This is a genomic window from Methylobacterium sp. E-012, from assembly GCF_057836545.1.
The window spans coordinates 1,029,837-1,044,240 of the sequence record NZ_JBYQEY010000001.1 but is presented as its reverse complement, the minus strand read 5'-3'; the positions used below and the strand labels follow the sequence as shown (position 1 = coordinate 1,044,240).

Sequence of the window (14,404 nt, the reverse complement as noted above, 5' to 3'; positions counted from 1 at the left end):
GAGGCGGGCTTTGGACGGGGACGATCGGGACGGGCAGAGGGCCGGCGGGGCGGCGGGCGCATCCGCGCCCTGGGAATTCGTGCTGCCGGAGGAGACCGCCACCGAGGATCTCGGCCTGTTCCTGTCCGAGTTCCTGCTCCCGGGGGACGTCGTGACGCTCTCCGGGGGCCTGGGCGGCGGCAAGACCACCCTCGCCCGTGCGGTCATCCGCGAACTCACCGGCGACCCGCGCCTGGAGGTGCCGAGCCCGACCTTCACGCTGATCCAGCCCTACGCGACCCGGGACGGCCGGCCGATCATCCACGCGGACCTCTACCGCCTGCGCGACGCCGACGAATTGGTGGAACTCGGCTTCGACGAGTTGGCCGAGGGGGCGATCACCCTGGTGGAATGGCCCGAGCGGCTGCCGGCCCGCGACGGGCCGGTGCTCAGCGTCGACCTGTCCCTGCGGGCGGAGTTCGGTCCCGGGGCGCGGCTCGCCCGGATCGCCGGCACCGGCGCCATGCGCGCCCGGCTCGACCGGGCCCGGGCGGTGCGCCGGCTCCTCGACCGCAGCGGCTGGGACCTCGCCGAGCGCGCGCTGATGCAGGGCGACGCCTCGTCCCGCGCCTACGAGCGCCTGACCAAGCCCGACGGCACCAGCGCGGTCCTGATGATCGCGCCGCCCCGGCCCGACGGGCCGCCGGTGCGCGACGGCAAGCCCTACAGCGCGATCGTGCATCTGGCCGAGAGCGTCCACGCCTTCGTGGCCCTCGACCGGGGGCTGCGGGCGCTCGGCTTCTCGGCGCCCAAGATCTACGGCGAGGACCTCGCCGAGGGTCTGCTGATCCTGGAGGATCTCGGCAGCGAGCCGATGATCGAGGCTGGCGCCCCGCGGCCCGAGCGCTACGCCGAGGCCGTACGCCTGCTCGCGCGGCTCCACGCCACCCCCCTGCCCGCGGTGCTGCCGGTGGCGGAGGGCATCGACCACGTGCTGCCCCCCTACGACACGGAGGCGCTGCTGTTCGAGGCGGAGCTGCTGCCCGACTGGTACGCCCCGGCGATCCGGGACGTGACCCTGCCGGAGGCGGCGCGCTCGGACTTCGTGGCTCTGTGGCGGGCGGCCCTGGAGGGGGCGGTCCCGGACCGGCCGACCTGGACCCTGCGCGACTACCATTCGCCCAACCTGATCTGGCTGCCCGACCGGGACGGGCTGGAGCGGGTCGGGCTGATCGACTTCCAGGACGCCGTGATGGGCCACCCGGCCTACGACGTCGCCTCGCTGCTGCAGGATGCCCGGGTCGATGCCAGCGCCGAGTTCGAGCTGCGGCTCCTCGGCCTCTACGCCCGGGAGCGCCGGGGCCGGGACCCGGCCTTCGACGTCGGCGCCTTCGCCACCGCCTACGCCCTGCTGGCGGCCCAGCGCGCCACCAAGATCCTCGGCATCTTCGCCCGGCTCGACCGGCGCGACGGCAAGCCCGGCTACCTCGCCCACCTGCCGCGGATCGAGGGCTACCTCGCCCGCAACCTCGCCCATCCGGCGCTGGCCGGGCTGCGGGCCTGGCACGCGGAACACCTGCCGGGCCTGGTCGCCCCCGCCCCCGAACCCTGACCACCGGATCCGCCCCGCATGAGCGAGCTCGAGCCAGCCGTCAGCCGCGCCTTCGTCCTGGCCGCCGGCCTGGGCAAGCGCATGCGGCCGGTGACCGCCACGGTGCCGAAGCCCCTGGTGGAGGTGGCCGGCAAGGCGCTCCTCGACCACGCCCTGGACCGGGTCGCCGAGGCGGGGATCGGGACCGCGGTCGTCAACGTCCATTACCTACCCGACCTGATCGAGGGCCACCTCGCCCGCCGGGCCGAGGCGCCGGGCCGGGGGCCAGCCACGATCGTGTCCGACGAGCGCGGCGCGCTGCTGGAGACCGGCGGTGGCATCCGCAAGGCGCTGCCGCTCCTGGGGGATGCGCCCTTCGTCGTGCTGAACGCGGATTCGTTCTGGCTGGAGGGGCCGGCCTCCAACCTGCGCCGGCTGGTCGAGACCTGGGACGCGGCCCGCATGGATGGGCTGCTCCTCGTGGCCCCCACCACCACCAGCCTCGGCTACGAGGGCGCCGGCGATTTCGTGATGGATGCGGACGGGCGCCTGGAGCGCCGCGGCGAGCGTGCGGTGGCGCCGTTCATCTATGCCGGGGTGGCGATCCTGGACCCGGGCCTGTTCGCCGACACGCCGGAGGGGGCGTTCTCGCTCAACCTCCTGTTCGACCGGGCGATCGCGGCCGGGCGGCTGTTCGGCATGCGCCTCGACGGCCAGTGGCTCCATGTCGGCACGCCGGAGGCGATCCGGGCCGCGGAGGAGCGGGTGAAGGCGAGCGCCCGGATTCTCTGACCCGGCGGGGGCGACGCTCGTGGCCGGATTCTCTTGCCACGATGTGTCTTGCCAAGCCCGATCCGAGCCTCTAGAAGCCCCCTCACACCGGCAGGGCGAGACCCCGCCGCCGTGTCAGGCGCCCGTAGCTCAGCTGGATAGAGCACCAGACTACGAATCTGGGGGTCAGAGGTTCGAATCCTTTCGGGCGCGCCACTTCCGTACAGAACTGCGAACACTGGGCGCGGCTGAGCCGGCATCAAGGATGGCCGTTTCCAGGGCTTCTTTCCCGCCAACGATGCGGATGACATCTGCCCCGACCTCGACCCGGTCGACGATCGCCTGAAGCCACGCCTTCCGGAACGGGATCTCTCCCGTCGTCACGTTCTCGCGCATCAGACGGCCGAATCGTTCGATGAGGTCCGGAGCGATTTCCGCCGGCGGACGCGCGTTGACGTGGATCCGGTCGAGCGCCGCTTTGGCGCGGTCCCGCTCCTGTTTCAGCGCCGCAAGACGGTCCCTCAGGATGTCGTCGAGGTCGGTCATTCCTTCTTCGATCATTCGGTACAAGCGCTTCAGTTTCTCCTCCGCCCCGGCGACCTCGCGGTGCAGCGCCGCCACCCGCACGTCGACCTGGATCGCCTTCTCCGCCCTCACCGACCAAAGCGAGGCGAGCGTCGTCCGCAGCCGGTCAGGCTGCAACAGCTCCGCCACGAGGCGGTCTGTGACCAACGTGTCGAGGGTATCCATCCGGATCGATCGGCCGGTGCAGCCGGTCTTGCCTTGCCGGCCGTGGGTCGAGCAGCTGTAGTAGCGATGGACTTGGCCGGACTTCGACGTGCCGGTGCGGAGCGTCATAGGGCCGCTGCAGGTCGTGCAGGTCGCCAGCCCGGTGAGCAGGATCGGGCCGGTCACGACCCGGGCCGGCGTGGTGCGTGGGTTGTGCGCCTTCAGCGTCGCCTGCACCGCCTCGAACTCGGACAGGGAGATGATCGCCGGCACAGTGATCGGGATCTGCTCCGCCTTCGGTTTCTCGGTCAGCGTCCGCGAGCAGCGCCGGTTGAACACCCACTCGCCGACATACACGCGGTTGGTCAGGATACCGTGAACCGTCGCGACCCCGAAGCGACCCCCGGAGCGAGTGCGGTAGCCGCGCTCGTTGAGATGGCAGGAGATCGCCTTGACCCCGAGCGGACCGGAGATGCCGTCGCCATGGCGGTAGAGGCGGAACATCAGTGCGATCGTTTCCGCCTCGACGCTGTCGACCGCCAACCGCTTCTTGATCCGGGCCCCGCGCTTCTCGACCTCGACGGCGGTGTAGCCCAGCGGCACCGGAGCGCCGTTGTAGAAGCCCTGACGCGCATTCTCCTTCATCGCCCGCAGCACGTGCTTGGCGTTCTCCTTCGACTGGTACTCGTCGAACAGGGCGATCACCTGCCGCATCATCACCTGGGCGGGATCGTCACCGAGTTCCTGGGTGATCGAGATCAGCCGCACGCCGGCCTTGGCGAGGCGGCGCACGTACATCTCCAGACCGAACGAGTCCCGGAAGAACCGCGAGTATGAGTGGACGAGGATGACGTCGAAGGGGTCGTCGTCGTCGCAGGCGCGCTCGATCATCTTCTGGAACGCGGGGCGGTTGTCGTCGGTGGCCGAGGCACCCGGCTCGACATACTCCCCCATCACCGGCCAAGCCTTGGCGGCGCAGAAGGCGTGCACCTGCGCTCGCTGATCGGGGATCGAGAGATCCGATTCGGCCTGGCGTCCGGTGGAAACGCGCAGGTAGCAGACGACACGCTGAGGCTCATCGAGAGCAGGCATGGCGCGCGCTTTGCGGGTGTAATGACTCACGGCGGGAACCTCGGCACGGCAGGGGTGGTGAGCACGTTCAGAGAGATGAAAGCTGCTTCGACTGGTACGCGTCGAACCGGGCGATCACCTGCCGTATCATCACCTGGATGGGGTCGTTGTAGAGTTCCTCGGTGACCGAGATCAGGCGCACGCCGGCCTCGGCGAGGCGGCGCACGTACGGATCGCGCCCGCAGGCATCCCGAAGAAATCGCGGATGAGAGGGGACGAGGATGACGTCGAAGGGATGGTCGTCGTCGCAGGCGCGCTCGATCATCGTCTCGAATGCGGGCCGGTTGTCGTCGGTCGCCGAGGCACATGGTTCGACACACGCGTCCACCACTGGCCAAGCCTTGGCGGCGCAGAAGGCATGCACCTGTGCCCGCTGGTCGGGGAGCGAGAGATCCGATTCGTCTGCAGTCCAGTGGAAACGCGCAGGTAGCACACGACGCGCTGCGGTCCGTCGAGAGACGGCAGGACGCGCGTTTTGTGGGCGTGTCGGCTCATTGGCGGAACCTCAGCAGTTCAAGAACGAGAGCTCTCATGGACATGGAGGCTGCGAACTCTGCGACTCGGCGGCAAGAGTCGTCGCTGCATCCTCCAAAGGCGGTCACGCTCGCAGGGTGGCGAAGCCTCAACCCAGCAGATCGTCGATGAAGCTCCCGAGATGCCGATCGATCACTTCGATCTCCCGGGTCGCCACGTTGGTGGGATCTGCGAGATCGAGGACGAACGAGGGATGCCTGCGGATACCGGGGCGGCGCTGCGTTGCGACGCGAGCCCGCGCACCGGGGGCATGGCGTCCGTCAGGCCGCCGAGGCTCGGTCTTGCGTCGTCCGTTTCGGCGAGATGTGTTCGGGGGAAATGGCTTACGCATCGTCGGGCTCCTCAATGGAGCTCTCCAATGATGCCAGTCCGCTTTGAAAAACTCGGGTAAAAACTCGCGCGGTCCTGTCGAACGACGAAATCTTCAGCCTGTCCGCTGCTTCGCGATGATCGCCGGCACACGGATCTCGATCGGCCCCCCCCGTTTGATCGCTGTTTCGACCTCGTTCAGCAGCTCGCCGCGCAAGAAGTGGATGTTTGCGTCGGCGAGACCGTTGCAGGCGTCGATGATCAGGTCCCTGCAGAGGAAGTACCGGCTGATCGCATCGGGATCGGTGCTGTCGAGACTCGACCAGCCGGCGAGGTAGTTGATCAGCCAGTTTGCACCGTCCGGGCTCAGCGGACCGAACTTTCCGATCCTGCACCACCCGGCGCAGCGTGCCGCTTCGAACATGGCACTCGACAGATGGTAGCTCCGCCACAGCTCAGCGGGATTGATGTGACCGTAGATCGCGACTTCGACCATCTCCGGTAGGCTCAGGCGGAATTTCTCCTGTTGCTTGGTGTCGAGGAGCAGGCGCTCCTCCAACAGAGCTTCCTTCCCTTCCCACCAACCGATGTCGTCGTGCGCGCGCACCGCGTGGCCGAGTTTGTGTTGCTCGCTGGTGATGAGCTGGTCTTGTTCGCTGGCGATGGCGAGCAGGCGCAGGATCCGTTTCTATGCGGTGATCCAGGCATCGCCGGTTTTCGCGTTCGGCTTTCCCGGATGTTTGCGTCCCCGTCCGCGCGCGTCACCCTTGAACGCCTTGAAGGTGGGATAGGGCGATAGCTCGGCTACGAACTTCTCTGCCGCATCGGTAACCGTTGCCGGACTCCACGACACTGGGATCCCATGGAGGATCTCCTGCCGCAACTCCTCGTGCAGAACCTCACGCCGATGTCCTTTCGCGCGGCCAGCATCTCGCGCGCGACGGAGCAGCGCCTCGAAGAGGCCGACGTAGGTGAGGCCGAAGCTCGCCTGCAGGAGCCTCTTCCGCTCAACGGTGCGGGGGCGTCCCGTCTGGACGGGCGGCGGACACGTAACTGGGACCCAGGCGAGCGGGTGACCTCGTCCATCCCGACGGATGTCCTCCGTTTTGAGGGGCCGGCTGTACACGAACCTGGGGGCATCATCGTCGCCGAGCATTGAGTCCGCTCCATCGTTTGAAGGTGGATTCGAGCGATCTCAAGATCGCGACGAAGAATGTAGGTCGGCATGAGAGTCCTCATGCCGACCCTTGGTATGAAGATATGAAAGATTATCGACTATGGGCCTGATGTCGTATTTTGCCTGGTATGACGCATAGCTCTGTAGACTGTTTGTGTAAGTCGCGGATCGCAACCTATCGCTGCCGTCATCTCGACGGATGATCAGAACAGCGGATCCTCTTTCTTTGTCGGATTGTTCCTGGGCTGTGGAATCGGATGTGGCTCGAAGCCCGGGGGAGGTGCGCGATCCATTCTCGCCGCAGCCGCGAGGCGTAAATCGAGACTCGGTTGATTTCGAATGCCCGATGTCCGCTCTGCCATGGATGCAGGCGATGATGGTGTCGGCGCCCGTGACGTGCTCAGCGGAACGCTCGTCTCTCGGATTGGCGGCGCCGGCATCGGATTGTGTGAAGTGACGGGCTGCGCCGCCGGCCGCGTTACCTCGGCGGACTGAGGTGGCTTTGCGGGTATCACCGTTTGTGCGAGCGGCGCTGGTGCCGGTCGAGCCTGTTGTACTGGGTGCGCGTCGGTTATCGGTCGCGAGACATCTGGCTGGACTGGAATGCCCCGCATCGCCTGTGTTTGTGACGTCGATGCTGGCTTCGACGACGCTGCCGCAGTCGGTGATCGGTTCGACGGACAGGGATCGCCGCTGACCATTATCGCGGGCGATGACGACCCGGCTGACTGACCAGCTCCACGCTTTGCCGGTTTCGTACCCTTCGTGCGCCGCCCCTTCGATTTGCTGCGCCGGCCGCCACGCGCCGCGATGTAGCGCTTGAGCGTGGCTGCGAGCATCGGTTGGCCGCCAAGCCGAACGCGCTCGGCAATCATCTCGATGGTGTGGCCCGCATCCAGGAGCGCCAGGATCTTCGGGGCGAGGTCTCCAATGGCTTTCGCAAGTGTGATCGTCTCGCGTGGCGGCGGTGGCGGAATGCGTAGCAACGCATCGAGCGCCTCGTGCGACGCAGAGATTTCCTCCGACTTGATCGGGACCCTTATTCGCTTTGGCTTTACCATCATTGGCTCCACCTGTGGATTGGTTCGCTCGACGCATCGTCAGCTTCCGCCGTCACCATGGTCACGCTTGCCTGTACCGATTGCAAGAACTTTTTGCCGCGAATCGATGCAGATGAGTGTTATATTGATTGTGTTTTACGGTGATTCGCCCCCGCAAATTTCGCTGTGATTGTCAACTCATTGACCAATCAAGCGCCGGTGTGAATGCTTGAGACGGCGATGCTCGATTCCTCCACGGACTCGACAAAGTTGATCGCTTTCGAGTTGGCTAGCGAGCTTATGATCTACGTAGAAAACTGCGCGACGCCGGTTAAACGAGCTCGCCGCAAAACGATCGCCAGTGCGCTGCGCGACGGCTTCGTTCCAGGCTTGGTGGCCAAAGCGGAGGCGATCACCGCGCGTCGGCTGACGCCGCGGGAAGACCAGGGAAAGACAACACCCATGGAGGACGCAGGGGGCAGGATGCCCTTTGCTAACCGCGCCGTCCCCGCCGGCCACGGAGCGCAAAGGGTCGGGGGCTGTTCGGCGCTCTCGCTTCTCACCTCCCCCTCAGCCTGTCGGGGCGTGCCCCCGAACCCCCACCCCTGAAGGCCCCCTGAGGACGACGCCGATGTCCGGCCAACGTGGTTCAGAGCGCCGCCAACTCACGGAGATGGTCGGCATTCGGCTCGCCCCCGACGAGCACGCGCGCCTCCTTCGCGAAGCGCAGGTGGCCGGGCTCACCCTCGCCGCGCTCACCCGCCGTCGGCTGATCGGGCTGCACATCGCGGCACAAGTCGATGATGAGCACATTCGCGAGCTGCGCCGGCTCGGCGACCTCGCCAAGCTCGCCATCCGCACCCCCGGTTTGCGCGAGGACGGCCGCCTCGCCCTGCGCGATATCCGCCGCGCCATCGACGCCCTGTCGAGGGCGCCGTCATGATCGGCAAGCGCGTGGACAAGCGCCGCGACGGTGCGCCGGTCGCACGGCAGGTGGAGGCGCTGGTTACCTACATCGACCGCAGCGCCGACAATCTCGACCGCGGCGATGTCCTGGCCCGCGGCAGGCTCAACCTCATCGCCGGAACCCGCTCGGGCCAGGTCGCCGAACTCATCTCCACCGTCACGGGGGCGCCGCGAGCGCGATCACCGGTCGAGCACCTCGTGTTGTCCTGGCGACCCGGCGAGCAACCCACGGTGCGACAGGTCGAGCGGGCGCTGACCATCCTGCTGGATGAGACCGGTTTGCGCGGTCACGGCGTGCTCTGGGCGCTGCACCTCGGCGAAGGTGGCAACCCGCACCTGCACGCGCTGGTCTCACGCGTCGCACCGGATGCCGACAAGGCGACCAAGGTCGCCTTCTTCCACAACGCCATCGGGCGCGCGGTCGCCCGGATCGAGCATGCCCAGGGCTGGCGACGCGAGCCCGGCGCGCACTTCGAGATCCTCGAAGACGTCACGGGAGAACAGCATGTCAGCAGGTACAGGACAGCCCGGCGGCCAGCAGCCGAATTGGGGGCAGGTCGCCGCCAAGCATGCGGAGCATGCCTCCGTCGAAGCGCACGCCGCCCATCGCGACACGCGCAGGATCCTGCAGTTCCTGCAGGGCGGTGGGGATCAAGCCGAGGAGGATCCGATGAGCGCGATCCTCGAAGCCCAGGACGCGATGATGGAACAACAGGAGCAGATCGTCGGGCTCCTGGCAGACATGCGCGAAGAGATCGGCCAGTTGCGGGCTCAGATGCAGGCGGTGCTGGTTCGGCTCGGGATCGGTTGAGGCGGGCCAATGCCGACACGGCTCACCTCCCACGACAGGTGAGCGCGAGCCGGTTGCGTGCTTCCGCTGCTCACGCTTCCAAAGCTGACGGGCAACGCCGGGAGAGCACCGAGGCGCGTATCACCCGCGTCCGGGACGCACTCCGAGCGGCCGCGGCGGACGATCCAAACGCGCGGGTTGCCCGTTATATGGCCGCCGCCCGCGTCCGTGAGAGCTATCGGGCGACGGCCCAGGCAAAGACCCTCGCCCGCCGTTTCGATCCGGGCGACGCCCTGCCTTCCGGAGCGGCCCGGGCGGAGATCTACCAGGGCGGCGAGAGTGCCGCGCGGCGGGCCATCGAGATCGTAGCCCCGATCGTCGCGCGCGCCGGATCCTGGGCCGCCCTGCACCGCGATCTCGCTGCGGAGGAGATCGTCTACGCGAGCAAGGGATCGGGCGCGATCCTGATCATCGATGGTCAGGTCATCAAGGCCTCGACCTGCCGCGCCGCGAGCTTGGCCAAGCTGCAGGCTCGGCTCGGGCCGTTCGAGCCGGGTCCGGCTGCGCAGGGCGTCCGACTGGCCTACCTTCCCGAAGCGCAACCTTCCGGATCACCGCGCGCCGCACCGGGAACCGATCCAGAACTTCATGTGCTGGCACGGCGGCGCAAACACGAGGCTGATCGGGTCCGTGAGCGGTACGACGCGAGCTATCCCGCGCTCGATGCGATGCCCCTGCTCAAATCGGTGCTGGTCGGCCCCCGGCCTTCGACCGCGCCCAGCGCGCGAACGCTCGCCAGATAGACCGGTCGATCGCCGCCCAAGCTCGCCCCCCTGAAACGTGATAACGAGCCGGCGGCACGGATCCCGCACACGCTGGCAACGTGTCATGCCGCGCTCGATGCTTATAGCTACCGCATCGTCGCCGTGCGACCCGCTCCGGTCCCGCACGACCCGATCGACCGGAGCGTTAGGCCGGTCAGAATACCCGATCGCCTCGCCCATGTTCCGCCCAGTCCGATGGCAAAGATCGCCGCGGCATTGCCCGGCTTCCTGGCGGCGTTCGACGATCGGACGATCCATCTGGCTCCCGACGACGACCGGCGCCACCACGTCGTCCTGGCCGATCTCGATGCTCGAGCCGTTGATCGCCTCCAGCGGAGGTTCTCACCGTCCCTGATCCTCGCCCGGGGGAGAAGGCGCTTCGACGCTGTCCTGAGCGCGACCAAGCTTCTACTCCCGTTCGAGATGGCTGCGGTTGCGCGAGCTGCTGCCGCGATCCGCGGTTTTGTCGGTGCGGCCCGAGGGCGTTTGGGACTGACGATCCTCGACGATCCGAGCCCGGACGGCTTCAGGCTATTCGCACACGCGATCCAGACGACGGGGAAGGATTGCAGCGCGTTCGCAGCAGCGATCCAGCGGCAGGCGCGGTGGTTCGTCCGGCGTTTCGGCGTCGGAGCCTCCTCACGCTCGGGCGTAGCGCCGGATGCCGCACACCCGACGCAGCCCGTGCCGCCGGACGCGATGCTCTACCGCGAACACCGGTTGAACATCCTCGCGATGTGGGAAGGACCTTGGCCGGACGCCTCACGGGTCGATGCCCTCGTCGCCCGCCGTCTGCGCGTCTCGGGGCACGACCAGACCGAAGTCGCCGCCTTGATCGCCGCGTATGCACCCTCGACCGCCGGCAGGCACCGCGACTGGCAGGCCTACGGAAAGCGGGCCGCGGCACACGCGTTCAGTGACTTGGATGACGGGAGCTGGACGTTCGACCGTCGCCCGGATGCTGAGCCATCGGACATGCTTCGTCGCAAGAGGAAGCTGAACGCCGAGAAGACCGAGCCTTCAACACCGCTGCTGTCGACTCCGCCGGAGATCATCGGGGCGCTCCGGCCAACAACCGTTCGCCGTCCCGTCGGACGACGTTCCGAACGCGGGATAGGAGATGACTGACCGAACCACGTGGGTTGCATCGGCGCGATGCGCGCGGGGTACGACGACCCGAACGACGGGATTGGCACAGACAGACGATGATCCTTCGCCGCGCGGCCGGATCATCAGCGAGACAGACGAGAGACCGGGACCAAAGACGCGAAGGCGTTCCACGAAAAATCCCACGAGGACGGGACGAGAGGCGACGCGAGGCGGGCGACCGCAGCCTGCGCATGGCCGGTGAGGCGTCTTCACACCTCCCTCACATCCCAAGGATATCGACATGACACACGAGACCGACCTCCCCGCCAGCGGGGGGCCGAGCGCCTCCGCGCGCCAGTGCACGCCGCTGCGCATCTCCGCGATGGTCGAGGAGCCACGCCCCCATGACGCCGGCTGGCGATGCGAACTCCGCGCCACGCACCCGGCACGGCGGGGCCGGCTCACGGCCGTGCTCCCGCCGAAACTCGTCGCGCGCATCGAGGCCCAGACCGGCCATCCTCTCCGTCCCGACGACCTCATCGGCGAGCACGTCGTGGAACTCAACGTCACGGTCGCCCCGGACGGTGACCTGCTCGGATGGATCGAAGATCTCCATCTCGACCTCGAGCACGACGAGGTGGTGGGGGCCCGGACTGAGAGGGATGACGCCATCAGGGCGAGGCTGTCCGCCGACGGCCTCATGGCCACGCAGGGCACGCGGCCGCAGATCGACCGTCTGCGCCGGGTCGCGATGATCGAGCCGCAGGATGGTCGCCCACGCGAGGCGAGCGTGCGGCTGGCAGACTGGGAGGCGCGGGGCCTGCTGACGCTGCTGCGCTTCCCGGTCGCGTTCGACGGGCCGCAAGCCGTTGTCGATCTGCACCATACCCTCGACGGTGCCTATGACCAGTACGAGTGGGGCACCCTCGACGCGCTGATCGTCGTCCTCAACGGGGTTCGCGACCTCGATGCCCTCGCCGACGAGGAGCTGCTGCGACGGCTCTGCGTCTTCCCGGTGCCGATCCTGGTGGTGCGGCCGCACCGTCCGACCGTGCTGTGCGATCTCGCCCACCTCACCGTCGATGGCGCGGTGGAACTGATCGCGCACCTCGAGGCCATCCTGCAGCGCGAACTGCGGCTCGCCGGCTACCCCCGCCTCGCGGCGATCGCCCAGGCGCTCCCCCCGGTCGCTCCCATCCTACGCCGGGTGCCGCTGTCCGAGGGCTGAGCCGATGTCAGGCGCCCGCTGCCCCAATCCCGGGCGGCCGGCGCACCCGATCAAGCCGACAAGCCGTGTCCTGTCGGAACACATTACGCCATCGCACGAGATCCGCCTCCCCATGCGTCACCATCTGTTCCCCGGCACGATCGCTTATGCGTCGCCCGGACATCGCCGGCTGTCTGCCCCCATAACCGCCGACCCGCCTCCCGGGCCCCCTCAGCCGGATAAGCCGGTCGATCGCCTGCCGATCCTCGAGCTACGCGACCTCGTGGGCTGGTTGCGGCAGCGTCTCGCGGGCGAGCACACCGTCCGTGCCTGTGTCATCGCCGTCGAGCCCGCCGGCAACGGCAGCTGTCTCCTGATGCTCGGCGAGGCCGATGCAGTCCTCACTGCGGAGCCTCCGCGCCTCACGGCTCGGCTGAACCCCTCCGAACTCGCCGTCATCCGGGAGCAACGCGGGGCGGCGTTCGATCCGGCATCCCTCGCCGACAGCATCGTGGTCCTGACGCTGCGGACCGGCATCCGCCATCGCTTCGGCAAGGGCTTGGGCGTCCAGGCCAAGGTCGTCGCTCTCGAGGGGGTCGAGGAGACCGCGCGTTCGGCAGCGCTCTCCCGCGACCGGGCGCTTGCGTTCCTGCGATCGAGCGGATTGCGATTTGGACCGCAGACCTGGGACGCTTCCGAGGATCCATGCGAGATCGCGGTGATCGCCTCGGAGCACGGCGAGGCCCGCAGGGACGTCGCCCACCAGCTTCAAGCCCTCGAACAGATGGGATTATTGCGCGTCCACTGGCTCTGGGCGACGTTCGAAGGGACCGGCGCGCAAGCCTCGCTGGTCGCCGCGCTCGAGCGAGCCGCGCAGCTGCACGCTGCGCGGGGCCTGTCGGCGACGGTGCTGGTCCGGGGCGGGGGCTGCTCGTTCGCCTTCCACATCCTGAACACCCTCGACGTGGCCAGGGCGGCCACGGCCGAGCGGATCCCCAACCTGATCGTCGGGCTCGGGCATGCCGGGACGGTGCGCACCGCTCTCGACGAGGTCGCCGCCCGCTCCGAGCCGACCCCGACAGCGGCGGCGAGGCTGGTCCGGGATCTGGTCGAGCAGACTGGCGCGCGTGCCGAGCGGGCGCTCGCTTCTCTCGACGATGCGATCGCGCACGATCTGCTGGAGGCGGGCCGCATCGCTCTGGCTCGAGCCACGAAAGCGTTCGAGGCGGCGTTACAGGATCTCGCCGCCGAGGCGCATGCGCGGCTGCGGCACCTCGATCGGGAGGTCGAGCACGCCCTGCTTGGCGCACTCGCGGCAGCGACGACGATCACCGCCGCTCACGGCATCGCGCCGCTCCAGGCGGTGGCCGAGCCGACCATCCTGGCTGCCGACCAGGACCCCGATCTTGAAGCGTCCCTCGCGCTGGTGATCGACGCCGAGACCGGAACGGTCATCACCGGGGCCGGCAGGGCGCCTGCTGGCTCACGCCTGCTGCTGCAATTCACGGACGGCCTCATGCCAGTCCGGGTCGAACCCCACTCCCATCCTACCGCTCATTGAGCCAGTTTTTGGAGACCCCCATGATACCGACACACGATCAGGCCCCGACATTCCTCGCTGCCGTCAGGCGCATCGAGCAGTTGACCGAGGAGATCCGTCGCGACGGGCTCGCGGGCTTCGAGCGGGCGCAGTCCGCCTACACCGAGATCCGGGAGTTGCGCCTCGTTCTCGATGCCCGGATCAGGGAGCTGAACGGGCAGCGCCAATAGTCGAGGTCACTAAGTACGTCGGCGGTGAAATCTTACCGCCGACGGGAAGAATGGATCCATCGGCCCGGGCTCGATTTGCTTCGAGTTCGGCCGTTTACGTCTGATTGGGCGCCCAAATACCGACGAGGCCTATCATACTAAACTACGACGCAGAGTCAAAATTTTGAGGATACCATCCAGAATAGTTTGAGATTGAAGATAAATATTGGCCGTTTGTCGTAAATGATCGGCTCCCACCGGATGGTCCGGACTCAAAGTTAGTGCAGGGTCGGCTTTTGCTCCACGGGTAGCTTGGCCGGCGGGGCCGGTCGGGTGAGCGCAGCCGGCCAGACGTTCCGAGCCCACAGCGTCGAGTCTGCCTGCGCTCGCAACGACATCGACCATCGGCTAACAAGGCCGCGTCACCCCTGGACCACGGATGAGGTTGAACAGCCCCTTTCCTCGCGGATCGTGCTATTTTTCTGCCGCCCACGGGTGACCACGTGACGAAGAGTCGG

Annotated in this window: 14 protein-coding genes, 1 tRNA gene and 2 pseudogenes; 13 read left to right on the top strand and 4 right to left on the bottom strand. The window is 67.6% G+C overall.

Annotation, left to right across the window (positions count from 1 at the left end; genetic code table 11):
- Positions 1-10 precede the first annotated feature (10 nt).
- The 3 genes from tsaE (at position 11) to AC3IF1_RS04900 (ending at position 2,557) form a co-directional block, all read left to right on the top strand.
- Complete coding sequence (gene tsaE / locus AC3IF1_RS04910) at positions 11-1,591, top strand: tRNA (adenosine(37)-N6)-threonylcarbamoyltransferase complex ATPase subunit type 1 TsaE (RefSeq protein WP_243971870.1); 1,581 nt, start codon at positions 11-13, stop codon at positions 1,589-1,591.
- Between the two features lie 18 nt (positions 1,592-1,609).
- A complete protein-coding gene (locus AC3IF1_RS04905; RefSeq protein ID WP_489216203.1) occupies positions 1,610-2,362 on the top strand; it encodes a nucleotidyltransferase family protein in 753 nt (250 codons plus the stop codon).
- A 118-nt stretch (positions 2,363-2,480) separates the two neighbouring features.
- Positions 2,481-2,557: transfer RNA gene (locus AC3IF1_RS04900), tRNA-Arg, on the top strand.
- Here the strand turns inward: AC3IF1_RS04900 and AC3IF1_RS04895 are convergent.
- The 3 genes from AC3IF1_RS04895 to AC3IF1_RS04885 all read right to left on the bottom strand — a co-directional run bounded on the left by AC3IF1_RS04895 (position 2,528) and on the right by AC3IF1_RS04885 (position 5,603).
- Positions 2,528-4,162: a recombinase family protein gene (locus AC3IF1_RS04895; protein ID WP_243971874.1), complete on the bottom strand. Its 1,635-nt coding sequence runs from the start codon at positions 4,160-4,162 to the stop codon at positions 2,528-2,530. The genes AC3IF1_RS04900 and AC3IF1_RS04895 overlap by 30 nt on opposite strands.
- Before the next feature lie 67 nt (positions 4,163-4,229).
- Positions 4,230-4,565 carry a recombinase family protein gene (locus AC3IF1_RS04890; protein WP_243971876.1) on the bottom strand — a complete coding sequence of 112 codons (336 nt, stop codon included), beginning with the start codon at positions 4,563-4,565 and terminating at the stop codon, positions 4,230-4,232.
- Between the two features lie 594 nt (positions 4,566-5,159).
- Positions 5,160-5,603, bottom strand: a complete 444-nt coding sequence (locus AC3IF1_RS04885; protein ID WP_489216200.1) for a hypothetical protein — start codon at positions 5,601-5,603, stop codon at positions 5,160-5,162.
- 303 nt (positions 5,604-5,906) lie between these two features.
- On the opposite strand from AC3IF1_RS04885, the gene AC3IF1_RS04880 reads away from it, so the two are divergent.
- From AC3IF1_RS04880 to AC3IF1_RS04870, 3 genes and pseudogenes are all read left to right on the top strand, one after another.
- Positions 5,907-6,203 carry a hypothetical protein gene (locus AC3IF1_RS04880; protein ID WP_489216198.1) on the top strand — a complete coding sequence of 99 codons (297 nt, stop codon included), beginning with the start codon at positions 5,907-5,909 and terminating at the stop codon, positions 6,201-6,203.
- Positions 6,204-7,892: 1,689 nt separating this feature from the next.
- Positions 7,893-8,204 (top strand): plasmid mobilization protein, encoded by a 312-nt coding sequence (locus AC3IF1_RS04875; protein ID WP_489216197.1) that lies wholly within the window; start codon positions 7,893-7,895, stop codon positions 8,202-8,204.
- Positions 8,201-8,617 (top strand): annotated as a pseudogene (locus AC3IF1_RS04870) (relaxase/mobilization nuclease domain-containing protein); the annotation flags it as partial. The gene AC3IF1_RS04875 and the pseudogene AC3IF1_RS04870, both read left to right, overlap by 4 nt.
- Here the strand turns inward: AC3IF1_RS04870 and AC3IF1_RS04865 are convergent.
- A complete protein-coding gene (locus AC3IF1_RS04865) occupies positions 8,579-8,734 on the bottom strand; it encodes a hypothetical protein (protein ID WP_243971880.1) in 156 nt (51 codons plus the stop codon). The pseudogene AC3IF1_RS04870 and the gene AC3IF1_RS04865 overlap by 39 nt on opposite strands.
- Between AC3IF1_RS04865 and AC3IF1_RS04860 the strand changes: the two genes are divergently transcribed.
- The 7 genes and pseudogenes from AC3IF1_RS04860 to AC3IF1_RS04830 form a co-directional block, all read left to right on the top strand.
- Positions 8,733-9,038, top strand: coding sequence for a hypothetical protein (locus AC3IF1_RS04860; protein ID WP_489220498.1), 306 nt, complete (start codon positions 8,733-8,735; stop codon positions 9,036-9,038). The two genes, AC3IF1_RS04865 and AC3IF1_RS04860, sit on opposite strands and share 2 nt — an antisense overlap.
- A 188-nt stretch (positions 9,039-9,226) precedes the next feature.
- Positions 9,227-9,820, top strand: coding sequence for a hypothetical protein (locus AC3IF1_RS04855; protein WP_489220319.1), 594 nt, complete (start codon positions 9,227-9,229; stop codon positions 9,818-9,820).
- Positions 9,821-10,036: 216 nt separating this feature from the next.
- The gene (locus AC3IF1_RS04850) at positions 10,037-10,969 is read left to right on the top strand and encodes a hypothetical protein (protein ID WP_489216196.1); all 933 of its coding nucleotides are present in this window, start codon (positions 10,037-10,039) and stop codon (positions 10,967-10,969) included.
- A gap of 262 nt (positions 10,970-11,231) precedes the next feature.
- Positions 11,232-12,158: a hypothetical protein gene (locus AC3IF1_RS04845; RefSeq protein ID WP_489216195.1), complete on the top strand. Its 927-nt coding sequence runs from the start codon at positions 11,232-11,234 to the stop codon at positions 12,156-12,158.
- A gap of 4 nt (positions 12,159-12,162) precedes the next feature.
- Complete coding sequence (locus tag AC3IF1_RS04840; RefSeq protein ID WP_243971887.1) at positions 12,163-13,698, top strand: exodeoxyribonuclease VII large subunit; 1,536 nt, start codon at positions 12,163-12,165, stop codon at positions 13,696-13,698.
- 20 nt (positions 13,699-13,718) lie between these two features.
- On the top strand, positions 13,719-13,907 hold the full coding sequence (locus AC3IF1_RS04835) for a hypothetical protein (protein ID WP_243971889.1): 189 nt from the start codon (positions 13,719-13,721) through the stop codon (positions 13,905-13,907).
- Between the two features lie 318 nt (positions 13,908-14,225).
- Positions 14,226-14,339, top strand: a pseudogene (locus AC3IF1_RS04830) (IS481 family transposase); the annotation flags it as partial.
- Positions 14,340-14,404 lie beyond the last annotated feature (65 nt).